The organism is Tardiphaga sp. P4_G1, from assembly GCF_056401215.1.
In genome coordinates this window covers 70,128-95,626 of sequence record NZ_JBFUJU010000001.1, presented here as the reverse complement: position 1 = coordinate 95,626, position 25,499 = coordinate 70,128, and the positions used below count along the sequence as shown (strand labels likewise).

The 25,499-nt window shown below is 61.8% G+C and carries 27 protein-coding genes; 13 read left to right on the top strand and 14 right to left on the bottom strand.

Going from position 1 to position 25,499, the window contains the following annotated elements; genetic code table 11:
* The first annotated feature begins 4 nt into the window (after positions 1–4).
* Together AC1DUY_RS00470 and fabG are read left to right on the top strand one after the other, a co-directional pair.
* On the top strand, positions 5–1,222 hold the full coding sequence (locus tag AC1DUY_RS00470) for a multidrug effflux MFS transporter (protein WP_478111585.1): 1,218 nt from the start codon (positions 5–7) through the stop codon (positions 1,220–1,222).
* A gap of 12 nt (positions 1,223–1,234) precedes the next feature.
* Positions 1,235–1,915 carry a 3-oxoacyl-ACP reductase FabG gene (fabG, locus tag AC1DUY_RS00465; protein WP_478111583.1) on the top strand — a complete coding sequence of 227 codons (681 nt, stop codon included), beginning with the start codon at positions 1,235–1,237 and terminating at the stop codon, positions 1,913–1,915.
* 1 nt (position 1,916) lies between these two features.
* Here the strand turns inward: fabG and AC1DUY_RS00460 are convergent, their stop codons facing one another.
* Together AC1DUY_RS00460 and AC1DUY_RS00455 are read right to left on the bottom strand one after the other, a co-directional pair.
* Positions 1,917–4,013 carry a DEAD/DEAH box helicase gene (locus AC1DUY_RS00460; protein WP_478111581.1) on the bottom strand — a complete coding sequence of 699 codons (2,097 nt, stop codon included), beginning with the start codon at positions 4,011–4,013 and terminating at the stop codon, positions 1,917–1,919.
* 264 nt (positions 4,014–4,277) lie between these two features.
* Positions 4,278–4,757 carry an MgtC/SapB family protein gene (locus AC1DUY_RS00455; protein WP_093758331.1) on the bottom strand — a complete coding sequence of 160 codons (480 nt, stop codon included), beginning with the start codon at positions 4,755–4,757 and terminating at the stop codon, positions 4,278–4,280.
* Between the two features lie 128 nt (positions 4,758–4,885).
* On the opposite strand from AC1DUY_RS00455, the gene AC1DUY_RS00450 reads away from it, so the two are divergent.
* Positions 4,886–5,569, top strand: a complete 684-nt coding sequence (locus AC1DUY_RS00450; protein WP_478111579.1) for a DUF2161 domain-containing phosphodiesterase — start codon at positions 4,886–4,888, stop codon at positions 5,567–5,569.
* Positions 5,570–5,695: 126 nt separating this feature from the next.
* Positions 5,696–5,995, top strand: a complete 300-nt coding sequence (locus tag AC1DUY_RS00445) for a hypothetical protein (protein WP_478111577.1) — start codon at positions 5,696–5,698, stop codon at positions 5,993–5,995.
* A gap of 89 nt (positions 5,996–6,084) precedes the next feature.
* On the opposite strand, the gene AC1DUY_RS00440 is transcribed toward AC1DUY_RS00445, so the two are convergent.
* Both AC1DUY_RS00440 and AC1DUY_RS00435 read right to left on the bottom strand, forming a co-directional pair.
* Entirely contained in the window at positions 6,085–6,717 is a 633-nt protein-coding gene (locus AC1DUY_RS00440; protein ID WP_478111575.1) for an N-acetyltransferase family protein, read from the bottom strand.
* Between the two features lie 173 nt (positions 6,718–6,890).
* Positions 6,891–7,289 (bottom strand): PaaI family thioesterase, encoded by a 399-nt coding sequence (locus AC1DUY_RS00435; protein ID WP_478111573.1) that lies wholly within the window; start codon positions 7,287–7,289, stop codon positions 6,891–6,893.
* Between the two features lie 113 nt (positions 7,290–7,402).
* Between AC1DUY_RS00435 and AC1DUY_RS00430 the strand changes: the two genes are divergently transcribed.
* Positions 7,403–8,185, top strand: coding sequence for a cobalamin-binding protein (locus AC1DUY_RS00430; RefSeq protein ID WP_478111571.1), 783 nt, complete (start codon positions 7,403–7,405; stop codon positions 8,183–8,185).
* A 42-nt stretch (positions 8,186–8,227) separates the two neighbouring features.
* On the opposite strand, the gene AC1DUY_RS00425 is transcribed toward AC1DUY_RS00430, so the two are convergent.
* Entirely contained in the window at positions 8,228–8,935 is a 708-nt protein-coding gene (locus AC1DUY_RS00425) for a pyridoxamine 5'-phosphate oxidase family protein (RefSeq protein ID WP_441232209.1), read from the bottom strand.
* Positions 8,936–9,053: 118 nt separating this feature from the next.
* Between AC1DUY_RS00425 and pdxR the strand changes: the two genes are divergently transcribed.
* The 3 genes from pdxR (at position 9,054) to AC1DUY_RS00410 (ending at position 11,080) form a co-directional block, all read left to right on the top strand.
* Positions 9,054–10,547: a MocR-like pyridoxine biosynthesis transcription factor PdxR gene (gene pdxR, locus AC1DUY_RS00420; protein WP_175366112.1), complete on the top strand. Its 1,494-nt coding sequence runs from the start codon at positions 9,054–9,056 to the stop codon at positions 10,545–10,547.
* A 121-nt stretch (positions 10,548–10,668) separates the two neighbouring features.
* Complete coding sequence (locus tag AC1DUY_RS00415; protein ID WP_165826841.1) at positions 10,669–10,821, top strand: hypothetical protein; 153 nt, start codon at positions 10,669–10,671, stop codon at positions 10,819–10,821.
* Between the two features lie 13 nt (positions 10,822–10,834).
* Positions 10,835–11,080 (top strand): DUF6719 family protein, encoded by a 246-nt coding sequence (locus tag AC1DUY_RS00410; protein ID WP_089263984.1) that lies wholly within the window; start codon positions 10,835–10,837, stop codon positions 11,078–11,080.
* Between the two features lie 15 nt (positions 11,081–11,095).
* Here the strand turns inward: AC1DUY_RS00410 and AC1DUY_RS00405 are convergent, their stop codons facing one another.
* The 5 genes from AC1DUY_RS00405 to AC1DUY_RS00385 form a co-directional block, all read right to left on the bottom strand.
* Positions 11,096–11,926, bottom strand: a complete 831-nt coding sequence (locus AC1DUY_RS00405; protein ID WP_089264647.1) for an SDR family NAD(P)-dependent oxidoreductase — start codon at positions 11,924–11,926, stop codon at positions 11,096–11,098.
* Positions 11,927–11,931: 5 nt separating this feature from the next.
* On the bottom strand, positions 11,932–12,381 hold the full coding sequence (locus tag AC1DUY_RS00400) for a nuclear transport factor 2 family protein (protein WP_120292399.1): 450 nt from the start codon (positions 12,379–12,381) through the stop codon (positions 11,932–11,934).
* A 175-nt stretch (positions 12,382–12,556) separates the two neighbouring features.
* A complete protein-coding gene (locus tag AC1DUY_RS00395) occupies positions 12,557–12,943 on the bottom strand; it encodes a hypothetical protein (RefSeq protein ID WP_120292397.1) in 387 nt (128 codons plus the stop codon).
* Positions 12,944–12,990: 47 nt separating this feature from the next.
* The gene (locus AC1DUY_RS00390) at positions 12,991–13,152 is read right to left on the bottom strand and encodes a hypothetical protein (protein ID WP_175366113.1); all 162 of its coding nucleotides are present in this window, start codon (positions 13,150–13,152) and stop codon (positions 12,991–12,993) included.
* Positions 13,153–13,767: 615 nt separating this feature from the next.
* Entirely contained in the window at positions 13,768–14,283 is a 516-nt protein-coding gene (locus AC1DUY_RS00385) for a CreA family protein (protein WP_120292570.1), read from the bottom strand.
* A 229-nt stretch (positions 14,284–14,512) separates the two neighbouring features.
* Here AC1DUY_RS00385 and AC1DUY_RS00380 point away from each other — a divergent pair, with 229 nt between their 5' ends.
* The 4 genes from AC1DUY_RS00380 (at position 14,513) to AC1DUY_RS00365 (ending at position 18,480) form a co-directional block, all read left to right on the top strand.
* Positions 14,513–16,132, top strand: a complete 1,620-nt coding sequence (locus AC1DUY_RS00380; protein ID WP_478111567.1) for a L,D-transpeptidase — start codon at positions 14,513–14,515, stop codon at positions 16,130–16,132.
* A gap of 97 nt (positions 16,133–16,229) precedes the next feature.
* The gene (locus AC1DUY_RS00375) at positions 16,230–16,805 is read left to right on the top strand and encodes a glutathione peroxidase (protein WP_478112396.1); all 576 of its coding nucleotides are present in this window, start codon (positions 16,230–16,232) and stop codon (positions 16,803–16,805) included.
* 150 nt (positions 16,806–16,955) lie between these two features.
* Positions 16,956–17,900, top strand: coding sequence for a polysaccharide deacetylase family protein (locus AC1DUY_RS00370; protein ID WP_231080493.1), 945 nt, complete (start codon positions 16,956–16,958; stop codon positions 17,898–17,900).
* A 22-nt stretch (positions 17,901–17,922) separates the two neighbouring features.
* Positions 17,923–18,480 carry a dihydrofolate reductase family protein gene (locus AC1DUY_RS00365; protein WP_175366116.1) on the top strand — a complete coding sequence of 186 codons (558 nt, stop codon included), beginning with the start codon at positions 17,923–17,925 and terminating at the stop codon, positions 18,478–18,480.
* A gap of 7 nt (positions 18,481–18,487) precedes the next feature.
* Here AC1DUY_RS00365 and AC1DUY_RS00360 read toward each other — a convergent pair whose 3' ends face one another.
* The 4 genes from AC1DUY_RS00360 to AC1DUY_RS00345 all read right to left on the bottom strand — a co-directional run bounded on the left by AC1DUY_RS00360 (position 18,488) and on the right by AC1DUY_RS00345 (position 23,829).
* Positions 18,488–18,943 carry a DoxX family protein gene (locus AC1DUY_RS00360; RefSeq protein ID WP_478111565.1) on the bottom strand — a complete coding sequence of 152 codons (456 nt, stop codon included), beginning with the start codon at positions 18,941–18,943 and terminating at the stop codon, positions 18,488–18,490.
* Positions 18,944–19,142: 199 nt separating this feature from the next.
* Positions 19,143–21,452, bottom strand: a complete 2,310-nt coding sequence (locus tag AC1DUY_RS00355) for an NADP-dependent malic enzyme (RefSeq protein ID WP_068731100.1) — start codon at positions 21,450–21,452, stop codon at positions 19,143–19,145.
* Positions 21,453–21,519: 67 nt separating this feature from the next.
* Positions 21,520–23,292, bottom strand: coding sequence for an aspartate--tRNA ligase (gene aspS, locus AC1DUY_RS00350; protein WP_478111562.1), 1,773 nt, complete (start codon positions 23,290–23,292; stop codon positions 21,520–21,522).
* Between the two features lie 309 nt (positions 23,293–23,601).
* Positions 23,602–23,829, bottom strand: coding sequence for a hypothetical protein (locus AC1DUY_RS00345; protein WP_478111560.1), 228 nt, complete (start codon positions 23,827–23,829; stop codon positions 23,602–23,604).
* On the opposite strand from AC1DUY_RS00345, the gene AC1DUY_RS00340 reads away from it, so the two are divergent.
* Entirely contained in the window at positions 23,801–25,480 is a 1,680-nt protein-coding gene (locus tag AC1DUY_RS00340) for a methyl-accepting chemotaxis protein (protein WP_478111558.1), read from the top strand. The genes AC1DUY_RS00345 and AC1DUY_RS00340 overlap by 29 nt on opposite strands.
* Positions 25,481–25,499: the final 19 nt, after the last annotated feature.

The window sequence follows — 25,499 nt, the reverse complement described above, 5'->3', positions numbered from 1 at the left end:
GATTTTGGCCCTCAGGCGCGACAGTTTCGCCTTCACCGCCTTTCTGGGCACATTGACCGCATTGCCACCGCTGTCGATCGACATGGGATTGCCGGGTCTTCCGGCGATCGAGGCGAGTTTCGCCGACGCCGCAGGACGCGGCCCGCTGACGCTCAGCCTGTTCCTGGCGGGCTTTGCTATTTCGCCGCTGATCTGCGGCCCCCTCGCAGACCGCTTCGGCCGACGCGCTACCTTGCTGGATGGACTGCTGCTGTTCTCGATCGCGGCAGGCGCCTGCGCGCTCGCGCCGTCCTTCACCGTGCTGCTCGCGTTTCGATTGCTGCAGGGCCTCGCTGCAGGCGCTTGCGCCATCCTGCCCTTCGCCATCGTGCGCGACCTGTTCGAACACGGCAGGGCGCGCCACAAGCTGTCGCAGATCGCCGCCGTACTCGGCATCGCGCCGATGATCGCGCCGGTGCTGGGCGGCTGGGTGATGACCGTCAGCGACTGGCGAACGATCTATGCGGTGCAGGCCGCCGTCGGCCTGATCCTGCTGATCGTCGGCGCGATCAGTCTTGAGGAATCTCAGCCGGTCGAGAAACGCCGTTCGCTCAATCCCGCGCAATTGATCGAAAGCTATCGCATGGTGCTGTCCGATCGCATCTTCGTCGGCTTCTCCCTGCTCTACGCCTTCGCCTTTGCCTGCATGTTCGCCTTCATCTCGGGCGCGCCATCCGTGCTGATCGGCAGCCTCGGGCTCTCCACCACGATGTTTGCGCTGCTGTTCGGGTTGACCTCCTGCGGCGTGCTGGTTGCCTCGCTGATCAGCGGGAGCCTAAGCCGCCGCCATGTGGCCTCAAGCAAGATCATCATGGCCGGTCTGTTGCTGATGATCGCGAGCGCCGTTGCAGCCGTCGCTTTGGTGCCTGCCGGCGCCATCACGACGCTGTCGTTGATGCCGCTGATGGCGCTCACGATCTTTTCCTTCGGCTTGCTCGCACCGAGCACCAACCATGAAGCCTTGCAGAACCTGCCGCATGTGGCAGGCGCGGCAGCTGGCGTGATGCGCTGTATGCAGATGGTCATGGGCGCCTTCGCCAGCGCCATGATCGCGGTGTTCGAACCGTTCGGACACCCGGCGCTGGTGATGACCGGCCTGATGGCCGGCATGGCGCTCGCCGCCGGCGCGATCTATCTGTGGCTATTACCCAAGGCCAATTCCGGGCAGGATCATCGCGCGTAACAGGAGTTCCCCATGAACGGAAAGATCGTCGTCATCACCGGAGCGTCCGGTGCGCTGGGTCAGGTCGTGCTCGAACGCGCCGTTAAGAGCGGTGCAACCATTGCCGCCATCGACCATTCCGCCAAGACGCCAGCCTCAACGCCAGATCGTTTACAGATCGGCGGCGTCGACCTCTCCGATGCCGCGCAAGCCGACGCCGCCATCGCTGCAGTGGTCAAACAATTCGGCAAGATCGACGTGCTGATCAATATCGCCGGCGCATTCACCTTCGAGAATATTGCCGACGGTAACAACAAGAGCTGGGAGACGATGCATCGGCTCAACTTGCTCACGGCTCTCAATGCCTCGCGCGCGGCAATCCCGCATCTGACGTTGTCGAAGGCCGGACGGATCATCAATACCGGTGCGATGGGTGCGCTACAGGCCGGCGCCGGCATGGGGCCTTACGCCGCCTCGAAGGCTGGCGTGCATCGGCTGACGGAAACGCTCGCCGCCGAGCTGAAGGGCAAGGTCACGGTCAATGCCGTATTGCCTTCGACCATCGATACGCCGGCAAACCGGCGCGACATGGCCACTGCAGATTTTTCGAAATGGGTCACGCCGGACGAACTCGCCAGCGTGATTCTGTTTTTGGCCAGCGACGCCGCCAGCGCCGTCACCGGCGCATTACTGCCGGTGAGCGGGCGCGTCTGACTTACGCCTGGGTCTTTTTCTTCTTGCCGAACGCAGGCTTGGCGAAATTCGCACCGCCATCGCGCTTGGCCTTGGCGACGTAGGGCGGCTTGTCCGCGCGTGGTTTCTTTTCGAACTTCGGCTTGCCTTCGTAACGCGTGTCTTCGCTGCGGGGCTTTGCATAAGCCGGCTTGTCGGCGCGCACCGGATCGTATTTCGGCTTGCCGTCGAACTTGGGCTTGCCTTCATACTTCGGCTTATCGTCGAAACGCGGTTTGCCCTCGTAGCGCGGCTTGTCGCCCTGATAAGGTTTGTCGCTCTTCGGCTTGTCCTTCCAGGACTTTTCCTTATAGGCACCCTTGTCCTTGAAGTCCGGACGGTCGCCATCGGATCTGAAGCTGGGCTTGCGCGGGCGCTTGTTGGAATAGTCGCGATCTTCCGGCGCCGTGCGGTTCGATGCGACCGCGCCTTCCGGACCGTTGGCCAGCGGCTCGATGTGGATATTGTCTTCCTTGTCCGGACGCTTGATCATCGTCGCGAACTTCTCGGCCGCGGCTGCCGAAATCTCGAATTCCGAATTGCCGTCATAGATCTTGATCGCGCCGATATCCGCCTTCTCGATGCCGCCGCGACGGCAGATCATCGGCAGCAGCCAGCGCGCTTCGGCATTCTTCTGCCGGCCGATGGCGACGCGGAACCACTTGGCGCCCTCGCCCATCGGTTCGCTCTTCTTCGGAGTCTTGCGGACCGGCGCGCCTTCCTCGTCCCGGCGACGGCTGCCTGGGCGATCCTCGCGACCGCGGAACGTGCCGGGATCCTGCACATCTTCAGGCGACGGCAGACGCGAGCGATACAGCCGCGCCAGCGCCGCTGCGATCTCCTCGGCCGAACGCTCGGCGAGCATCGCGCGCGCCAGCGTCAGATCGTCCTCGGTGGACTCTTCAGTGAACAGCGTGTCCTGCAGCATGCGCTGCTGATCGAGCACACGGATTTCCTCGACGGTCGGCGCTGATCCCCAGACGGCATCCGTGCCAGCGAGATTGAGCAGCATCTCGGCGCGGCGACGGCGCGATGGAGGCACCAAGAGAACACTGACGCCCTTGCGGCCGGCACGCCCAGTACGACCCGAACGATGCTGCATCACTTCGGGATCGTTCGGCAGATCGGAGTGAATGACGAGGCCGAGATTCGGAAGATCGATACCGCGCGCAGCCACGTCGGTAGCGACGCAAACGCGTGCGCGACCATCGCGCAGCGCCTGCAGCGCGTGAGTGCGCTCGTTCTGGGACAGTTCGCCCGAGAGAGCGACGACCGAGAAGCCGCGCTCCAGCAGGACGGTCTGCAGATGGTTCACCGCGTTGCGGGTGTTGCAGAACACAATGCTGCTCGGCGATTCAAAATAGCGGAGCACGTTGACGACCGCATGTTCGACGTCGTTCGGCGAAATCCGGATCGCGCGATATTCGATGTCGGAGTGACCGCCTTCGGTGCCTGCGACTTCGACGCGGAAGGCCTGCTGCTGATACTGCTTGGCGAGATTGGCGATGCCGCGCGGCAGCGTCGCCGAGAACAGCAGCGTACGGCGGGATGCCGGCGTGGTCTTGAGGATGAACTCCATGTCCTCGCGAAAGCCCATGTCGAGCATTTCGTCGGCTTCATCGAGCACCACGGCCTTCAGCTCGGAGACGTCGAGGCGGTTGCGACGCAGATGGTCGCAGAGACGCCCGGGCGTACCGACAACGATGTGCGCGCCTGCGGCCAACTCGCGCTGCTCCTTGCGCGGATCCATACCGCCCACGCAGGAAACGACGCGTGCGCCGGCATATTGATAGAGCCAGGTCAGCTCGCCATGCACCTGCAGCGCGAGTTCGCGCGTCGGTGCGACGATCAGCGCCAGCGGCGATCCAGCCTTCGGCAGCTTCTCCGCGCCTTCGAGCAGATTTTCGGCGATCGCCAGACCATAAGCGACGGTCTTGCCGGAGCCAGTCTGCGCAGACACGAGAAGATCACGACCGACAGCATCGTCAGCGAGGACAGCGGCCTGGACGGGGGTGGATTCATTGTAGTTGCGCTCAGCCAACGCGCGGGCGAGCGACGGACCAGTCGAGAGAAATGACACAGATGTAAACCTTGGTTGCAGCGGACCGCGTCGCGGTCGGACTCATTGAGATCCACGGGATCAATACTTGGGACCAAACGGAAACGAATCTGCCGCCCTTCAGTTGGCGGTCACGTCGGGTCCAGGAGTCCGGTGCGTATCGGGATCGACGGAGCTTTACGCTGCTTCGCAGCAAAAGGCCAATCATTGCTGCCATGTGCCGGCGAAATCGGGCGAATTGAGGTTAACCCTCACAGAATTGCGCCAGCACCGGTATTTTGTCGCTCAAATTTCGCTGGGAGGCTTTTTAACGTCCTCTTCCGTCTTTGGCCCCTCCTGCTTGAAAGGTACCAGGAGCCAAAGAGTCAGGAAGGTGAACAGCGAGATGACGACCGCCACGTCATAGGCGCCGAGGCCCACGGCAGCGCCAGTTGCGCCGGTTGCCCACAGACTGGCTGCAGTGGCGGTACCACGCACCGAGCCGTTGTCTTTCAAAATGGCGCCGCCGCCGATAAATCCCATACCGGTCATCAGGCCTTCGATGATACGCGCCGTGCCTTCGGGATGACCGTTCAGAAACCCCTCGGTCGCCTGAACGATGCCGCAAGTGGCAAGCGCCACCAGCGGAAAGGTCCGCAGCCCGGCGCTGCGCTCGGCGCGCTCGCGATTCCAGCCGATGGGCAGCGCCAGAACATAGGCGATCGACATGGCGATCAGATGCGGCAACAGACGAAAGCTGTCCGACATTTCCAGAAGGGTCTTCACCGCGGGTCTCCGATCGCACAGGGATAAGGCGCCTCGGGTGTCGCCGCGGGCCAACCCGGATAAACTCGGCCGGTGAGTCGCGGTTGCAGCGGCGCATCGTCTCATGGACCTCGGCTTGGACGTTCGATTTGGAAACTTCGCTCTACCTTCCGGTGAAACACTTCCTTGAAGGCCTTGGCTTTACAGTCAAAGGCGAGATATCAGGCTGCGATCTCGTGGCGCTGAATGGTGATGATCCGCCGATCGTAGTGATTGGCGAGCTCAAGCTCAGTTTCAATCTCGAATTGATCCTGCAGGCCGTCGATCGCGCTAGCGCTAGCGATGAAGTCTGGGTGGCGGCCAAGCTTTCGATCAAGGGCAAGGGCCGTGAAAGCGATGCGCGCTACCGCAACCTCTGCCGCCGACTTGGCTTCGGGATGTTGGGAATCACCGATGCCGGCGGCGTCGAGGTTCTGGTCGCGCCTGCCACTGTCGCGCCCCGACGCAATCCGAAGAAGCGTTCACGCCTCATCACGGAGCACAAGAAGCGCCAAGGCGATCCTGCGCTGGGTGGGAGCACCCGCGCACCGATCATGACGGCCTATCGCCAGCAGGCGCTGGCCTGCGCTGCGATGCTTGTCGTCGGTCCGCGCAAGGTGCGCGAGCTCACGCCTGATTATCCGGACGCGCAGAAGATCCTGCATCGCAACGTCTATGGCTGGTTCGAAAGTCCCGCGCGCGGTACCTACGCGCTCACCGATGCCGGCCACGCGGCGCTGAAACGCTGGCCGCAACCCCAACGGGATACCGCCCCGCCATCCGCTTTGTCGTAAAGCTACTGACCAAACTCTTTCTCGTTTTCCGGGAACAAGTTTGCATGGCTGCTTTGTCGCGGTAATTCCATATTGCAATGCAACAACTGCTCGCTTAGGTATCGCAAATCAACACTGAGGCGAGCGATGAGCGAAGACTGGAACACGAAATATGGAACGCGGCGCGTACGGCGCGATCCCCCGACCCTGGAAGAAGCCATCTTCGCCGCGATGGGTATCACCGAGGATCTCGATCAGCAGGCGGAGATCGCCGCCTCGCTGATGGGCATGCCGTTCGACGCCGTGCAGGCTGAAGTGAAGAAGGCCAATCGTTCGACCGGCACACTGCGCGTGACCCGCGTTATCGCAGGCGAGCAAGGTGCTCAGCGTTCGGTGGTCGTGGAACGTCGCGTGACGCGCAAATTCGGTCACGACAAGCGCATCTGATTTTGAGGGCGCTCACAGCCCTCCCCGCAGTCGCAAAAAAGGCCTCGTTCACCACGAGGCCTTTTTCTTTGTCGCTATAGTTTCTTGGCTCAGGACGATTTGCCCCAGCCGGCGAGCTTCAACCACAGACCCCAATAAGCCCGGTTATAGTCGGCCACCGCGCGCGCCACATCGAGCGCCGAGGTCTTGGGCTGCGGCGCGACACCAGCGCCCATGGGATCGCGCAGGTCTATAACGCCCGTGGATTCGCCGTGCCGGAACGACAGGTGCGCACCAAACTTGTTGGCCAGTGCACGCATCGCATCGTTCTGCGCGCCGGTGGTGATACGCAGCCTCGCGTAGCCCATCGACCGCGCCTTGGCGATCAGCTTCGTGAACAGGATGCTGCCAACGCCCTTGCGGCGCACGATGGCTTCAACGCTGAAGGCAATCTCGGGCAGCGAGTCCGGCGACAGGTCGGCTTGATGCAATTCCGCGGCGCCGCGCACGATGCCATCCTCGAAGTAAACGAGAATGACGGTGCCGGTATTGACGGACTTCTCGGCGTAACGTGCAACCCAGTCGTCGTCGAGCGAACCGTTGAAACGATCGCGGCGGCTCTCGCGATCCAGTCTCAAGAGATGTTCGCGGAACAGCGGCAGCTCGCGGGCTGCAAGGACACGCACATGTCCGCGGGCCGGAGCCCGAGTCGAAATGGCAATGGTGGTGGCTGCGTCTAACATGGTCAAAATCCTCAAGTTGCCCTCGAGGAAAGCGTCGATTCCCTAGACACCCTATATTGTGCGACGCACCATGAAATTCAAGGGCGTAGATGCCGCACCTGCCAGCGCCCACTGCAAGTGAGCCATGCAATTATCCAGCATTAACAAAACCTTAAGCGCGACACACCACCGCCTTACAGCACCAGTTGGGTCTGCGTCACGACACCCACCAGCTTGCCCTCTTCGGTCTCGATTCGGGTCTGCCATACCTGCGTTCTGCGCCCCCGATGAACCGGCGTTGCGATGGCGCGCACGGTGCTTCCTGCTTTCGCCCCGCCTGTGAAATTGGTCTTACTCTCGATGGTCGTCGTTCCCTTGGCGTCCTCCGGCAGATTGATGACCGTCGCCGCCGCACCAACCGCGTCGGCGAGCGCCATTACCGCGCCGCCATGGATCGTATGGCCGAGTGTGCACAGGTCCTCGCGCACCAGCATCGTGGCAACGACGCGTTCCAAGTCGGCGTCGGTAAAGGTCACGCCCATCGAGACCGAAAACGGCATCGTGAGGCTGTGGATCTTGTCAAGTGGCGTCATGCTGGCCTCAACTCCCTGCAGTCTGTCTCGCCCATCGTCGTGCGGGCTTGATGAAATTTCACGACACAACACCCTGCCGTGACAAGCTCTTTGTTAACAGGCATATCGACGTCATGCGCCACTTCCCGCCACGCCGGATCGTCTGCCTTACGGAAGAGACCGTGGAGACGCTGTATCTGCTCGGCGAGCAGGATCGCATCGTCGGCGTTTCCGGCTATGCGGTGCGGCCGCCGCAGGTGCGGCGCGAGAAGCCGCGGGTGTCCGCGTTCATCTCAGCCGATGTGCCGAAGATCCTCACACTCGATCCTGACTTGGTGCTGTGCTTCTCCGATCTGCAGGCTGAAATCGCCGCAGACCTGACGCGCGCCGGCGTCGCCGTTCATGTATTCAACCAGCGCGACATCGCCGGCATTCTGGCGATGATCCGCACGCTCGGCGCGATGGTGGACGCGAGCGAACGCGCAAATCAACTCGCAACGCAATTTGAGCTGCGACTTTCCAGCGTCAAAGCTGCGGCAGACTTGCGGCAGACGAAGCCACGCGTCTATTTCGAGGAGTGGGACGATCCGCTGATCACCGGGATCGGCTGGGTGTCCGAGCTGATCGAGATCGCCGGCGGCGAAGACGCTTTTCCGCAGCTTCGACATCAGAAGGCAGCGAAGGATCGCATCGTCATGCCTGCCGACGTGATTGCCGCGGCCCCCGATGTGATCCTCGCTTCGTGGTGCGGCAAGAAAGTCGTGCCCGATAAAATCCGGCAGCGACCGGACTGGAACACGATTCCTGCCGTGCGCGACAATCGCATCTATGAGATCAAATCGCCGCTGATCCTGCAGCCAGGACCAGCAGCGTTGACGGACGGACTCGACGCGATCGTCGCGGCGCTGTGGCCGTAACCGGCACGAGCACCGACGCCGTCATCCTGAGATGCTCGCCCCTTACCCCTTTGGGTATTGTAGAAAATAGGCATCGGTCAGTGCATCTTCGAGCAGCCGGCCTTCCGAATATGCTTGCAAGGATGCAGGCCGCTCGACGCCGGGCAACAACCGCGGACACGGCTCCGGCGCACCGATCACCGTCCTTACCGGAATGCGCTCGGCATAGATCGGCAGTTCGTAATCCTCGTCATCGTCAGCCACGCCCTTGGCGCGGATCTTGGCTGATGCCTCCTCGATCTCCATGGCGATAAAGGACGTCGCCTTCATCTCCTGTGCCGTGGTCTCGCGCAGACTGGCGGTGCGATCCGGAAAGAAACGGTCGACCATCGCGATGCCAGCCTGCTCCTTCTCGTGGGGATCGGTGACGAGATAAGCGTTTCCGAATGCCATCACCGCACGGTAGTCCGCTGAATGATTGAAGCCGCAACGTGCCAGCACGAGGCTGTCGAGAAAGGCCACCGTGAGGCAGACGCGTTGCTGCGCGGTCTGGTTCTTCAGCATGCGGCTGGCGCTGCTGCCGTGCCAGTACAGTTTCGTGCCTTCGCGCCAGAAGAAGGTCGGCGTGCAATAGGGCTGCCCGTCGATCACGTAGGACACATGGCACATCATCGATGCGTCCAGAATTTTATGCACGGTCTCGTGGTCATAGAAGCCGCGGTCATGGCGTCGCTTCACGCGATTGCGCGCCGTGAGCGGATATGACGCGATGTCTGCGTTCGTCGGTTCATCGGTCTTCAGTTCGGCTGTGGTCACGGCAATTCCCCGTCAATTGGAAGTGTTCGAATGTGTTGTACCGCCACATTTGGTCTGCGATAGTGCCAATTCCATGCGAAAAATTCCGACCAATTTGGCGAAGCCAATTCCGAAACCCGAGCTGCCGCTCGATCTCACGGGCGCACATATCACCGAAGGATCGTCCTCGCAGGATCGGCTCTATCAGGCGCTGTGCCATGCCATCACCGGCGGCGTCGCCAAGCCCGGCGAAGCTTTGCCGCCGTCCCGTATTCTCGCCAAGCAAACCGGCATTCAGCGCAACGCCGTCACCAATGCCTATGAGCGGCTGATCGCCGATGGCTTTGCCATTGCACGCGTCGGCTCCGGCACTTTCGTCGCCGCGCGTATCCCGACGCGGAGCAGCAGCAAGCCGACAAAGACCATCGCCATCGACGCACCGCAGCGGGGCACGCTCGCGCTCGGCTGCACGCATATCGACGAACAGGCGCTGCGCCGTTTTCGCGCTTTCGCCGGCCGCCGCCTGCGCGCTTTCGGCGCCGAGCATCTGCACTACGGCGATCCCCGCGGCAGTCATGAACTACGCACCGCCATCGCCAATCATCTTCTGTCGGCGCGTGGGCTACGCTGCGATCCCGATCAGATCATGCTGACATCGGGCACACAGCACGGGCTGCGCATCGTGCTGTCAGCCATTCTCAAGCCAGGCGAACAGATCTGGTGCGAGGACCCCGGTTACCCCGCCGCACGAAAATCGATCGAACATTGCGGCGCCCGGCCGGTGTCGGTGCCGGTCGATGACTTCGGCCTGATCGTCGCCAGGGGCCGTGCCACGGCGCCATCTGCGCGCGCGGCCTATGTCACGCCCTCGCATCAATTTCCACTCGGCGTGCAAATGGCGATGCCGCGGCGTCTTGAATTGCTCGACTGGGCGAAGGACGCCGGCGCATGGATATTCGAAGACGATTACGACAGCGAGTTTCGCTATGACGGCGCGCCGTTGCTGTCGCTCGCCGGCATCGATCACCTGCAACGCGTGATCTATATGGGCACGTTTGCCAAGACTCTGTTTCCCGGTCTGCGCATCGGCTACTGCGCCCTGCCCGAACGCCTGATTGGCCCGGTCACGACGGCGCGCGCGGCGATGGACCGCTTTCCCGGCACATTGATGGAAGGCGCCGTCGCCGACATGTTGAACTCCGGCGCCTTCGCGGCCAACCTGCGCAAGATGCGGAACATCTATCGCGAGGCGCGCGACGCTCTGGCGACGACGTTGACGGATGCGTCGGACGGGCAACTGACCGTGCCGGTGCCGTCACAGGGCCTGCATCTGGTGGCGAAGTTCGCGCCCGCGACGTCGCTTGAGATCGCCGCAAAGGCCAAGGCTGCAGCCGGCGTCGAGGGCTGGTTGCTGGCTGACACCTATCTGCGCGCTCGCCCTGCGCCGGGCTTCGTGCTCGGCTTCGCCGGCCATCCCATTCGTCAACTTGTCGCATCGGCGGAAAAACTGGCGAAAGCCTCAGCGGCGAGTTTGCGCGCCCACCGCAAGCCTGCAGCAAAGACGCGTGGAACCCGCGTGGGGGGCTAAAACTTGAGGCTGGCTGGCACTCAATGCCGGCAACCGCTGCGCTTCTAGAATCGGATGCGCATCCCTACAATCCAGGCAGACAAAATGCCCAGCAGGCAGATCTGCCCCCAACGGAGACCTCATGTCCGGCAATCGCAACGTGCTCTACCTGATCATCGGCGCGCTGATCGTCGGCATCGGCGTGCTCGGCTACAATCTCTACCAGACCAAGAAAGAACCCAGCGGGCTGCAGATCAATGTCGGCCCCGACGGCCTCAAGATCCAGAACAAGTAATAAAGGTCGCACAATGCGCTCGGCAATTTGGCTATCAGGAATTCTGGCTTCGCTTGCGTTAGCGACGCCGGCGCTTGCGATCGATCAGGTCAACCGCGAACAGGACATTGTTGATGTCCGCCTCGGCCAGCGCATTCTGGTCGATGACGGCTCTTGCCCCACCGGCCAGATCAAGGAAGTGTCCGGCACGACGCTGACCACGTCCGGTGTGACGCGTGTTCGCAAATGCGTTCCCCGCGCGGGCACCAAGACGCGCTAGTCCAAGACATGCTCATCAATGTCGCAGCGGCTCGCTTGGCGGCACCGGTGAACCGGTCTGGCCCACACTCGCACCGCCATCGATCGCTAGCGTAATCCCTGTGATCCAGCGGGCCTCGTCGCTGGCAAGAAACAGAACACCATAGCCGATATCCCAGCCGGTCCCTTCGGTGCCCAGCAGTGTGCCCGCTGCGCGCGCCTTGCGCATCTCATCACTCATGCCACGCGACGCCACCATCGGCGTATAGACCGTGCCGGGAGCGATGCAGTTGACGCGAATGCCGTCGCGGCCGTGATGTGCCGCCATCGCTCTGGTGAGGCCGATCACCGCCGATTTCGACGTTGGATACAACAAGCTCGGATGGCCACCACGCAGGCCGGCGATCGACGTCAGGTTGATGATCGAGCCGCCGCCGGATTTCATCATTTCCGGAATCGCATACTTCGCCATCAGCATCATTGAGGCAACGTTGATACGCATGGCGCCGTCCCAGGCGCGGTCGTCGACCTCGATGGCGTCGCCGCGCGGCCCGGTGAGGCCAACATTGTTGACGAGGATATCAAGACGGCCAAAGCCTTCGACGGTGCGTTCGACGATCGCCTCGCATGACGCGCGATCACTGACATCGCCGTCATAGATCTGCGTGATGCCGCCCTCCACAGCGATCAATCGCGCGGTTTCTTCGGCAGCGTCTACGTCGGTGTCGACCAACGCGACGCGCGCGCCATGCCGCGCCAACAACACCGCTGCGGCACGTCCGTTGCCAATGCCATCGCCGCGGGAACCCGCACCGGTGATAATGGCGACCTTGCCTTTCAATCGATCGTCACGCTGGGGCTGCGCCATATCCATCAGAACATGCCGTTGGTGTTAGCGGATTTTTCCGGGATCGGCTGAACGGCATCCCAATGTTCGACGATCTTGCCGTTCTCAAGCTTGAAGATGTCGATGATCGCGTTACCGCGCGTGCCCTTTTCGCGCACGGCATGCACATGCAGGATCACATAGTCGCCGTCGGCGAAGGCCTGCTTGATCTCGCTATGCGAGTCCGGGAATTTCTCCCGCAGGAAACCGATAAAGCCTTTGAAGCCCTCGACACCATCAGCCGCGTTGGGATTGTGCTGAACATAACGCGGACCGAAATATTTGGATGCCGCCTCGAAGTCCTTTTGGTTGAGGCCCTTCTCATAGAATTCAACGACGGCTTTCTTGTTGGCTTCCTGGGTGCTGGCATCTGCAGCTAACGCCGCGCCGGTCAGAAATATCGAGACACACGTCAAGCCGATCGAAACAAATCGCATAAAAAATCCCTCGGTTCCCACCAATTCAATTAGTAGCGAATCCACCCACCTAACGGTGGTGTAGCAAAACGCTATCATCGGCAGTAACGGGATGACGAGAGGGAAAGACAGAAATCCGCTATCATTTTGGCGCGACGACGCAGCGCAAAAAGATCACGCGAACTAACTGAGTGGTTCAATCCAGCGGCGCCGGATCATACATGCATTGCAGGGTCGGCTTCGCGATCTGCGTGAAGGTCGCGCTGATCATCGACTGCTTGGATGCCGGGATCCAGTCCTTCTCGATGGTAGGCACGCCGCGCTCGCTAATGCCCCGCAGCAGTGCCTCGCGCAAATCGACGTCTTCCACCGTTGCTACAGCATGGTCATGCAGGCAGCCGCACACTTCTTCTGGATGCGCCCATCGCCCGACCATATGCGGCGAGCACAGGCGGACGAATTCGCCGCGCTGGTCCGGCAATTTCCGCCACGACCAGATCTGCGCCTGCGCTGCACTTCCCGTGATGGAACTTGCAAGGGTGGCAGCGACAACAATGGCGGTCAGAACACGTGGTCGGGTCATTTCAAAACTTTTCTTGTTGTTTCTCGGTTGTCTACCCGCGATCGAAATCAGCGTACGTAGGCCACAACCATCGGCGCAGCAGCACTGATCGCGGGCGAACCGGTAAAGGCGAACGTACCGATACCGGGTAGGTTACCATCGGTGGAACCGGCCATCGACGGGCCGGCCAGGATGAAGGCGAAAGCGAGGATGAAGCTGATGGTGCGCATCTGACGTCTCCAGTTCGGCAGCGCTTCCCGCCGCGTCGTTGGCAAATGGATAACCAATGGCGGTTTCGGCACGTCTGCGACCCAAGAGGAAAATGGTTTCGTCTGCCTGCTCAATTGTTTCGTCGCGCCCATCCGACGACACAATCCGGGCGGTTACTATGCGAACGGCTCGAAAAGAACGCCTTGGAAAGGATGTCTCGAAAGTTCGTCTGGCTGTCGCACGCCCTTAACAAAACTGAACCTAAACGCAGCTAAAGCGACTTCAGGAGAGCGTATGCAACCTTTTCAGGCGACTGCGCGTTTCTGTTCACTTGGAAGAGAAGGAATGCAGTCGTGGGAACTGGCAACAACGACGTTGGCAAGGATACCCCGATCAGCGCCCCCGGACGGCCACTGATCTCCACGGTACACGCGCGCGCCAAATGCCAAGGCGCCATGTCGCAGCAGGGCTACGGCTCGCACGGCAACGAGTGCTATCCGCAGCAGCTAGTCCAGCTCGTGGGCTATCGTGACCCGCAGCCGCAGCAGTCATGGGACCGCTTGCGCACGAAACGCGTCGTCACCCACTCCGCTGAATAGCGAAGCACGGCTAAGTTCTAGCGGCCGATAGATCGCTTATTTGATGAAGTCGCCGCATTTCTGGACGGCAACGTCTGACTGCCCCCAGGGCATGATCGGAACTGATGACGTCGAGTTCTTCGGCGAACCCTCAATGATCCGGTCCGAATAGACCATGTAAACCAGCACGTTTCGCTTGGCGTCGCAGCCCCGGACGATTTGCATTTTCTTGAAAAAAAGACTGCGGCGCTGCCGGAACATGTCCTCGCCCTGATCGCTCTTGGCCTTGAACGTGATGGGACCGATCTGCCGGCACGCGAGCGAGATGTCCGAAACTTCTTCGGCCAGACCGAGCCAGCCCTTGAAGCCGCCCTTTTCAGGCACCGTGAAGTGGCAGGCGACGCCGTCGACTTCGGGGTCGTCGACGCCATAGGTCGCCAGCTTGTCGTTCGGGCTGAGCCATTTGAACACGGTCGAGCGCCGGAAGATCAGATCCGGTTCATCCGCAGCCTGCGCCGGGACAATTGCCAACGCCGCGAATGCCGAAAGCGCCAGGACGCCGCGCCGCAACATCTTGGTGAGCCCGCCAGATCCATTAAACGTCATGCAACTCTCCGTGACCGATCCAGAATATGTAGGCATTCCAACCGGATTCGGAAGCCAGGATGCCCCTCTGTTAATTCAATGTGAGGCTTTTTTGCTAGGCTGATCCCGACTCAGCGGTAGCCAGATCACTCATGCTGGTGAACCCATCTCGCGCCTGCGAGACTAATGTTTTCAGATGGATTCGAGGATATTGGACGTGGGTGCATTTCAATTGTCGCGTGAACCGGGAGACAACTGCCGTTTTCTGAGCGGCACGATTTTTTCCGGCAGCTTCCTGCGGATCGCGCTGGTCGCCGTGGCCGGCATGACCGTGGCGGCGCCTGCGGACGCCGCGGTGTTCTGGACCGACGAAAACCCGATGATCATGCGGGAGATCGAACCGCCGGCGCCGCAACCGCAGCAGCGCCAGAAGAAGCTGAAGCGCCTTGGCGCCAGACTTGAGAAACAGGTCAAGGAACACACCAAGCCGGTCGGCCCACTGGTGATCGCCATCTCGATCGAGCGACAGTCCTTGCGGGTGTTCGACGCCAACGGCCTGTTCGCGGAAACGCCGATCTCGACCGGCATGCGCGGCCATTCGACGCCCATGGGCGTGTTCAGCATCATCCAGAAGAACAAATGGCACCGCTCCAACATCTATAGCGGCGCGCCGATGCCTTACATGCAGCGTATCACCTGGTCGGGCATTGCTTTGCATGCCGGCGCGCTGCCAGGCTATCCGGCGTCCCACGGCTGCATCCGCATGCCGATGGCCTTTGCGACCAAAATCTGGGGCTGGACCCGCATGGGTGCCCGCGTGATCATCGCGCCCGGCGAAATCTCGCCTGCGGAAATTTCGCATCCCCTGCTCGCCGCTCAGAAGCCTGAGCTGGTTCCGGTCGCGGCAGCGGCGCCTCAAGACGTCCAGGCGTCGCCCAAGGCTGATAAGGCATCGGCAGATGCGAAGCCCCAAGACCTCGGTCTGAGGCCATCCGCCGCCGACCGCACCAAGACTCAGGACAAGACCCAGACCGCCGATGCCAGCAATGCGATGACAAAACCGGCGCCAGCAACTGTGATGTCGGACGCCACATCTGCAAAGGTCGAAACCGCCGTCAAAGCCGCCGAACCCGAGATCATGACGCGCCGCGATCTTGACGCCGCCATTGCCAAAGTCGTCGAACTGCCGACCCCCGAGGTCAAATCTGAAGAGACCGTCGCGGAAGCGCCAGCCAAGCTTGAACCTGCCAAGACGGAAGCACCGAAGGCGGAAATCGCGAAAGATAACGTCACGCCGGTCGCCGCCAGCGTACCCGACGTCAAGAAGGACGAAACGCGCCCCGCCGATTCAGCCAAGGCCGAGATGCCTGCCGCCGATGCGACGCCAAAGCGGTCCGGCCAGATTGCCGTGCTGGTCAGCGGCAAGGACGGCAAGCTCTATGTGCGGCAGAATTTCGCGCCGCTGTTCGAGACGCCGATCGCCATCAAGCCCAGCGATCGCCCGCTCGGCACTCACGTCTTTACCGCCCGCACCGACAAGGATGATGCCAAGGCATTTCACTGGACCGCAGTCTCGCTGCCTGCCGTCCCGCGTCGCGCGGACGAAGACGACAATGTTTCGCGTCGCCGCAAATCCACTGGTGCGGTTGAGGTGAAAACCCGTCCGCTGCCAAACAGCGCCGCAGAGGCGCTTGACCGCCTGACGATCCCCGCGGACGCGATGGCCCAGATCACCGAAGCGCTCGCGAGTGGCGGCTCCATCGTGGTGTCCGATCAGGGCATTGCCGCCGGCGGCGAGACCGGCCAGGGCACTGAATTCGTGGTGCCGCTGCGCTAGCCTCGTTCACTCCGGCCTTGTAACAGCTTGTTGAGTGCGTCATCTCGGAGATGACGCTACTCTGCTCGCGAAACAGGCTGGGCTACGACGAATGGCGATGATCAATCGCAGGCAGATACTGACAACGGTATTGGGCGCGGCAAGTGCCGTGGCGGTCGCGCGTCACGCCTCGGCGCAAGGCGCCGTGAGCCGCATGACCGCCTATGGCTTCGCGTTTCCCGGCCTCAAGGGTGGCGACATCAAACTTGCCGACTATGCCGGCCGCCCGATCATGGTAGTCAACACCGCCTCGCAATGCGGCTTCACCCCGCAATATGCCGGGCTTCAGACATTGTGGACCGAGTTCCGCGAGCGCGGCTTGATGATCGTCGGCGTGCCCTCCAATGACTTCGGCGGACAGGAGCCGGGCAGCGCCAAGGAGATCGCCGACATTGCCGAGGGGCATTTCGGCATCGGCTTCCCGATGGCGGCCAAGACAATCGTGAAGGGACCGAACGCGCACCCGTTCTACAAATGGGCGGCAGAGGCACGGCCGCGCGACCTGCCGCGGTGGAACTTCCACAAATATCTGGTCGGCCGCGATGGCTATCTCACCGACTCCTTCGCCTCGGAATTCGAACCGACCGACACACGCATCAAGACCGCCGTCGGACGCGCCCTGACCGCGGCTTGAGCGGTTCAATATCGATCCAGGCGCTGACTGGGGATAAGGTCCGTTGCCATAGCGGGACCGCCTGAAATCGCGCTAGAATTGCGGTCACGACCATCTGGATCAGCCCGGCCACCTCGCTGACGACGCTGGTCGCAGGTCAAGGGGGACGTGATGCGCAGTGCGGCAGGTCTGATTTTTGCGAGCGCTATTTCATTGTGGGCAGCAGGCGCACAGGCGCAGGCGCCCAAAGCCGGAGCCCCAGCGCCCGCCCCCGCGGCAACGCCCGCGCCGCCACCGGCGCCCGCGGCTGCACCTGCTCCCGCCAAATCGACCTGCGCCAATCCCGATGCGCTCGGCGTCAGCCGTGTGGTCGAGATCGACACGACGGGCGGTCCGGGCTTTGGCTTCGAACATTTCAAGCAGCTCGACTTCCTGCGCGACAAGGAAGTGGTGCTGACCTTCGACGATGGCCCGTGGCAGACTACGACGCCGACCGTGTTGAAGACGCTGGCCGACGAATGCGTCAAGGCAGTGTTCTTTCCGATCGGCAAGCACGCTACCTATTATCCGGAGGTGCTCAAACAGGTCGCTGCGGCCGGCCATACCATCGGCGGACACACCTGGGCTCATATCGCGCTGACCAACAAGAAACTGACCCAGCAGCAGCGCATCGATGAAATCGAGAAAGGCTTCAGCGCCGTGAAGTGGGCACTCGGCTCAGCCCCAGCACCGTTCTTCCGCGCTCCGGCGCTGCAGCACCCGCCGGAAATCGTCACCTATCTGGGCACGCGCAACATGGCGATCTTCTCCTGTGACATCGACTCGTTCGACTTCAAGACGCGCAAGTCCGAACAGGTCATCACCAATGTGATGACCAAGCTCGACAAGCTGGGCAAGGGTATCATCCTGATGCACGACTTCCAGAAGCACACCGCCGAAGCGTTGCCGACCTTGCTGCGCAAGCTCAAGGCCGGTGGCTACAAGGTCGTGCATATGCGTGCCAAGGCGCCCGTGCAGACCATCGCGTCCTATGATGAAGCGATCGTCAAGGACGCCAAACTGCCGACGGTCAGCAGCCGTCCTGTGAACAGCGTCGTCCAGACGATCTCGGAATAATGAGGACGCGTCGACGCCCCTGATGCCCGCATTTCGTTTTAACGGCTACGTCATCGTCTCGGCGGACGGCATGCTCGCCGACGCCAGTGGCGTGATGCCCGATACCCTCAAATTTCCCGGCGACCTCGCCTTTTTCACCGCAGGTCTCGACCGTGCCGACCTGATCGTGCACGGCAGGCATTCGTTCGAGGATCAGCCGAACTCACCGAAGCGCAAGCGCATCATCGTCAGCCGCAGCATCGCTGCCATAGGCCCCGATCCCGAAAACAACAAAGCCACGCTGTGGAATCCGGCCGGCGCATCTTTCGAAGACGCTTGCGCGCATGCTGGCGTTCATGCCGGCACCGTCGCCGTCATCGGCGGCCCCAGCGTATTCGAGATGTTCTTTGATCGCATCGACGTGTTTTGGCTGTCGCAGGCGCCGCATGTCCGCCTGCCCGGCGGCGAGGGATGCTTTCCCGGCGTCCCCGAACGATCACCGCAGGACATTCTCTCCAGTCACGGCCTGCAAGCGAGCGAGGTCCAGATCCTCGACTCCGCGCATGAAGTCACAGTAACGGCCTGGCGGCGGGTGTCCTGAGCGAGGACTATACTTCGTTGTAGCCGCCCGGCAGCCGCGCGCTGCGGCCGATACCGGCGATCATGAAGAGGCCGCCGATCAGCGACAGGTTCTTCAGCGCGTGGATCATCTGGTTCTTGGCCTCAGGGCCTGTCAGGTTCCAGAAGTCGTGGAAGTAGAACGTTGCGGCCATCACGAACAGCACCAGCACCAGGGCGAAGAAGCGCGCGCCCAGATTCAGCGCGACGAGGATACCGCCGACCAGTTCCAGTGTCGCAACGGCGATTGCAAGAATCTGCTTCAATTCCATGCTCACCAGCCCTTCGAGCTGCGTCGCATAGGGCGTCACGACCGCTGGGATCGTCGGGATAACCTTATTCGCGATCGCATCTGCTGTTGCGCTGAGGTCGAGAAACTTGGATGCGCCGGACGCAATGAAGATCACTGCAAAGAGAATGCGCCCGAAAGTAATAAACGCTGGCATTGGTCGGCCTCGCTGGACTGCAATGAATACTTGTCGAAATACATGACGAGTATGATCATTCCACCACATTTTTCAAACGAACAAATGGATGACCTCGTTGCCGTCATCCATTTGTCGCGATGTCTTTCAGATCGGCGAACTATCCAAAAGCGCAATGGCCGGGAAGCATCCAGCCACAGCGCGAGGCTGACTGAACGCGCTAGCCGAACAGGCTCGCCTGCGGACGCCCAGCCCGCTCCTGCGCCTCGACAGCCGCCACCGCCGTCATGTTGAGGATACCACGCGCTGTCACCCCCGGCGTCAGGATATGCGCCGGACGCGCCGGGCCGATCAGGATCGGGCCGACCGGGAGCGCATCCGCCAGCGTCTTGATCATCTGATAAGCGACATTGGCGGCATCGAGCGTCGGCATGATGAGGACATTCGCCGAGCCCTCGAGTTTCGAATGCGGCAGCACGATCTTGCGGGCTGCTTCCGATAGCGCAGTGTCGCCCTGCATTTCGCCATCGGACTCGATTTCCGGATGCTTCTCACGCAGCAATGCTGCGGCGCGGCGCATCTTGCGCGAAGAGTCCGTATCGTAGCTGCCAAAGTCAGAATGCGACACGAAAGCGATCTTCGGCTTCATGGCGAAGCGCTGCACGTGGTTGGCAGCGAGCGCCGCGATTTCCGCGAGTTCTTCCGCGCTCGGATTGGGACGCACCTGCGTATCGGCGATGAAGTGCGCACCCTTGCTGGTGATCATCAGCGACAGCGCTGCAAAATCGCTGACGCCCGGCAGGAAGCCGATGATCTCGCGCACATGGCGCAGATGGCTCATGTAGCGGCCTTCGACGCCGCAGATCATTGCATCCGCCTCGCCGCGGATCACGGCGAGCGCGGCGATCACCGTCGCATTGGTGCGGACGACCGTGCGCGCCGCATCCGGCGTCACGCCGCGACGGCCGGCCACGTCGATATAGGACTGCACGTAAGAGCGATAACGCGGATCGTCCTCGGGATTGATCAGGTCGAAATCCTGGCCGGCCTGGATCGCCAGACCGAACCGCTTGATGCGGGCTTCGACGACCGACGGACGGCCAACGAGGATCGGACGCGCCAGCTTCTCTTCCAGCACCACCTGCACGGCGCGCAGCACGCGCTCGTCTTCGCCTTCGGCATAAATCACGCGCACCGGCTGGGTCTTTGCCTTCGCGAAGACCGGCTTCATCACCAGACCGGAGCGGAATGCGAAACGCTCGAGACCTGCGGTGTATTCCTCGAAATTGGCGATCGGGCGCGAGGCCACGCCGGATTCCATCGCCGCCTTGGCGACGGCCGGTGCGATGCGCAGGATCAGGCGTGGATCGAACGGGCTCGGGATCAGCGACCCCGGACCGAAGCCCTGCGTCTCGTTGTCGAAGCCGGCGGTCACAGCATCCGACGGCGGGTCTTGCGCAAGCTGCGCGATGGCATCGACGGCAGCGATCTTCATCGCCTCATTGATCGCCGTCGCACCACAATCGAGTGCACCGCGGAAGATGAACGGGAAACAAAGGACGTTATTGACCTGGTTCGGAAAATCCGACCGGCCGGTGCAGATCATCGCGTCCGGGCGTGCCTTGCGCGCTTCGTCCGGCATGATCTCCGGCGTCGGATTGGCCAGCGCCATCACCAGCGGCTTGTCGGCCATCGCCTTGACCATCTCGGGCTTCAGCACGCCCGGAGCGGAGACGCCCAAGAAAATATCGGCGCCGGCGATGACATCGCCCAGCACGCGCGCATCGGTCTTCTGCGCATAGACCGCCTTCCAGCGATCCATCAGGGTGTTGCGGCCCTCATGCACGACACCGTCGATATCGCAGACCCAGATGTTCTTCTTCTGCGCGCCCAGCGACACCAGAAGATTGAGACAGGCGATCGCCGCAGCGCCAGCACCCGAGCAGACGATCTTGACGTTCTTGATGTTCTTGCCGTTGAGCAGCAGCGCATTCTTGATCGCGGCGCCGACGATGATGGCGGTGCCATGCTGATCGTCGTGAAACACCGGGATCTTCATCCGCTCTTTAAGCTGCGCCTCGATCTCGAAACATTCCGGACCCTTGATGTCCTCAAGGTTGATGCCACCGAAGGTCGGCTCCAGTGCCGAGACGACCTCGACCACGCGCTCGATGGTGTCGGCGGCGATCTCGATGTCGAACACGTCGATGCCGGCGAATTTCTTGAAGAGGACCGCCTTGCCTTCCATCACCGGCTTCGAGGCCAGCGGGCCGATATTCCCGAGACCAAGCACGGCCGTGCCGTTGGAGACGACAGCCACGAGATTGGCGCGCGAGGTCAGCGACGCCGCTTCATTGGGGTCGGCTGCGATCGCGAGACACGGCGCGGCCACGCCCGGCGAATAGGCCAGCGCCAGATCACGCTGGTTGGCAAGCGGCTTGGTGGCCTGGATTTCCAGCTTACCCGGCCTGGGAAGGCGATGATAGGCAAGCGCCGCGCGCGAGAGATCGTCAGAAGATGAAGAAGACATGCGTGCTCCCGCGCGTCATAAAACAAAAGTTAGGTAGAAGGGCGTTTCTTCTTGTTGGTTTGCCGGACTACTTGTCCTGCAGATTGAGACGGATATGCGCTTCACGCAACTGCTTCGGCGAAGCCTCTGACGGCGCGCCCATCAACAAATCTTCAGCACGCTGGTTCATCGGGAAGAGCGAGATCTCGCGCAGGTTGTTCGTACCGCAGAGCAGCATCACGATACGATCGACGCCTGCCGCCATGCCGCCATGGGGCGGTGCGCCGTACTGGAAGGCGCGATACATGCCGCCGAAGCGCTCGACCACCGTCTCCTCGCCATAACCGGCGATCTCGAACGCCTTCACCATTGCTTCCGGCTTGTGATTACGGATGCCGCCCGACGCGATCTCGTAGCCGTTGCAGGTGATGTCGTACTGGAAGGCCTTGATGGTCAGCGGATCCTGACCTGTCAGCGCATCCATGCCACCCTGCGGCATCGAGAACGGGTTGTGCGAGAAGTCGACCTTCTTGTCGTCCTCGTTGTACTCGTACATCGGGAAATCGACGATCCAGGCCAGCGCAAAGCGTTCCTTGTCGATCAGGTTGAGCTCCTCGCCGACCTTGGTGCGTGCGAGACCGGCGAACTTGTAGAATTTCTCGGGATCGCCCGCGACGAAAAACGCGGCATCGCCGGCCTTCAGGCCGAGCTGCTGACGGATCGCTTCAGTGCGCTCCGGTCCGATGTTGTTGGCCAAGGGACCAGCGCCCTCACCGCCTTCACGCCACATGATGTAACCGAGGCCCGGCTGGCCTTCGCCCTGCGCCCAGGAATTCATGCGGTCGCAGAATGCACGGCTGCCGCCACCGGGACCGGGGATCGCCCAGACCTGATTCTTGTCGTCTTCGAGCATGCGCGCGAACACCTTGAAGCCGGAGCCGCGGAAGTGCTCCGCCGTGTTCTGCATCTCGATCGGGTTGCGCAGGTCCGGCTTGTCGGTGCCGTATTTGCGGAGCGACTCTGCGTAAGGGATCTTCGGCCAGTCCTTGTTGACCGGCTTGCCCTTGGCGAATTCCTCGAACACGCCAGCGATGACCGGCTGCACGGCCGCGAACACGTCTTCCTGCTCGACGAAGCTCATTTCGAGATCGAGCTGGTAGAACTCGCCCGGCAGACGATCGGCGCGCGGATCCTCGTCGCGGAAACATGGCGCGATCTGGAAGTAGCGGTCGAAGCCCGACATCATCAGCAACTGCTTGTACTGCTGCGGTGCCTGCGGCAGCGCGTAGAACTTGCCGGGATGAATGCGCGACGGCACCAGGAAGTCGCGCGCGCCTTCCGGCGACGACGCGGTGAGGATGGGCGTCTGGAATTCGAAGAAGCCCTGCTCCTTCATCCGCTTGCGCATCGAGTCGACGATGGCGCCGCGGGTCATGATGTTCTGATGCAGCTTCTCGCGGCGCAGATCGAGGAAGCGATATTTCAGCCGGATGTCTTCCGGATAGTCCTGATCGCCGAACACCGGCAGCGGCAATTCGGCCGCAGGGCCAAGTACCTCGATGGCATCGATATAGATTTCGACATCGCCAGTCGGCAGTTCCGCATTCTCGGTGCCACCGGGACGACGACGCACCTTGCCGTCGATCTTCACGACCCATTCCGAACGCAGCGTCTCGGCGACCTTGAATGCCGGCGAGTCCGGGTCGGCGACGCATTGCGTCAGGCCGTAATGGTCGCGCAGATCGATGAAGAGCACGCCGCCATGGTCGCGGATACGATGGCACCACCCCGACAGGCGAACGGTCTGGTCGATATGGCTGTCGCGGAGCGCGCCGCAGGTGTGAGACCGGTAGCGATGCATGGGTATCCTGGAAATACGTCAGAGGGCGGAATCGGGTTCGCGATCAGGCGCGAAGCGCAGGGTTTACCCGACCGCATCCGACGCGGCAACCAAAGCTCGGCGATCAGATCGCCCGAATTTGCGGGCCGCGACTGCGTCATGCGAGGGGTCCAGACGGGAAATTTGAGATCCTCATTTCAAATCGCAATCAGGCGATAAGAAAATCTCCCGCAATGCGGGAACTACATGATTGTACAAGAAATAATCAACTACCTTAGATCGCGCACGCCAAGTAACCAAGTGCGCGGCATCGGTATTTCAGCACCAAACTCAATCACTTAAAGTGGTATTTGCGTCAAAATTTACTGAACGTTGACGACCGCCGTTCACTGTCGTGTTGTGAATCCTGCCCGTTTTGAAGGCAGGCTCTTCAACTGGAACTTGCTGCTTCTTGCCCTGCCGCAACCCAAGGCAGCCGCCATTTCGGCTGACCGGCGTCGCAGCCTTAGAACCGCCGAGGAATATGTTCGTGCTCGCCAGATATTCGATCAGTACCAAGCTGTTTGTCATTGTTGCTTTTCTCTTCGTCGTGATCGCGGGCATCGGCACCCTCGCCTTCATGCAGATGCGAGCCATCAACGCAGCAACCCAGGATATCCAGACGCAGTGGCTCCCCAGCGTCCGCTGGATCGGCGAAATGCGCGTTCAGTCGGCGCGGTATCGCGCAGTGCTGCGCGACCATCTGATCGTGGCCGACGCCGACCGTCCGGATGTCGACAAGAACCTCGCCGCCCGCAAGTCTGACTTCGACAAGGCCGCGAAGGCCTACGCCCCGCTGGTATCGTCGCCAGCCGAACGCGAACTGGCCGATAAGCTTGACGCGGAATGGAAGGCCTTCATCGCCGCCGGCAACGACGTCCAGGCCCTCGCCAACAAGGGCGACGTGGCGGCAGCCAAAGAGATCAACGCCAAGAAGGTCGTTCCGACCGGCCGCGCCATGGACGGCACATTGGCCAAGCTCGTCGAGTTGAACGACAAGGGCGCCGAAGTGGCCGGCAGCAATGCCAACGCAACCTATGCCAACGCCATCTGGATGATGGTCATCATCCTCGGCGCCTCGGTCGTGCTCGGCCTCGGCGCTGCCATGTATCTGGTGCGCGACATCTCCGGCGGCATCGCCTCGATCCTGAAGCCAATGGGCCAGCTGACCGATGGTCAGTTGGAGGCCGTCATTCCGCATCAGGGCGAAAGCACCGAGATCGGCCGTATCGCCAGCGCGTTGCAGATCTTCAAGGACGCCCTCATCGCCAAGCGTGCTGCGGATCAGGCTGCCGGTGCCGAGGCCGCCATCAAGGCCGCCCGTGCAGAAACCATCACGAAGGCGACCAGCAACTTCGAGTCGATGATCAGCGAACTGGTGGGCTCCTTGTCATCGGCCTCGACCGAACTCGAAGCCTCTGCCACCACGCTGACCCGCACGTCGGATATCACCATGACGCTGTCGGGCTCGGCAGCGTCTGCATCGCATACGGTGTCGAGCAACGTTCAGTCGGTGGCCGCGGCAACGGAAGAAATCACCTCGTCGGTGAATGAAATCGGCCGCCAGGTTCATGAATCGAACCGTATCGCTTCGACCGCCGTGCTGCAGGCCGAGAAGACCAATGAAAGCATTGTCAAACTCACGCAGGCCACTGCACGCATCGATGACGTCGTGAAGCTCATCACCGCCGTTGCCGAACAGACCAACCTGCTGGCGCTCAACGCCACCATCGAGGCCGCGCGCGCCGGTGACGCCGGCCGCGGTTTCGCCGTTGTCGCCGCCGAGGTGAAGGCGCTGGCGTCGCAGACCGCCAAGGCCACTGACGAAATCAGCATGCAGATCGCCGGCATGCAGGCGGCCAGTGCCGAGACGATCGAGACCATCAAGGAGATCGGCTCGACCATCACGCTGATCTCCGAAGTCTCGTCCGCCATCGCAGCGGCGGTCGAGGAACAGGGCGCAGCGACGCAGGAGATCGCGCGCAATGTCCAGCAGTCGGCCCAGCTCAGCACCCAGGTCGCCAGCGAGGTCACCGAGGTCAATCGCGGCGCCAGCGAGACTGGCTCCGCATCGACCCAGGTGCTGGCTGCAGCGCAGTCGCTGTCGCTGGAAAGCAATCGCCTGAAGGACGAAGTCGACCGGTTCCTCGACACGGTTCGCGCCGCCTGAGACCACTTTCAGCGGTTGC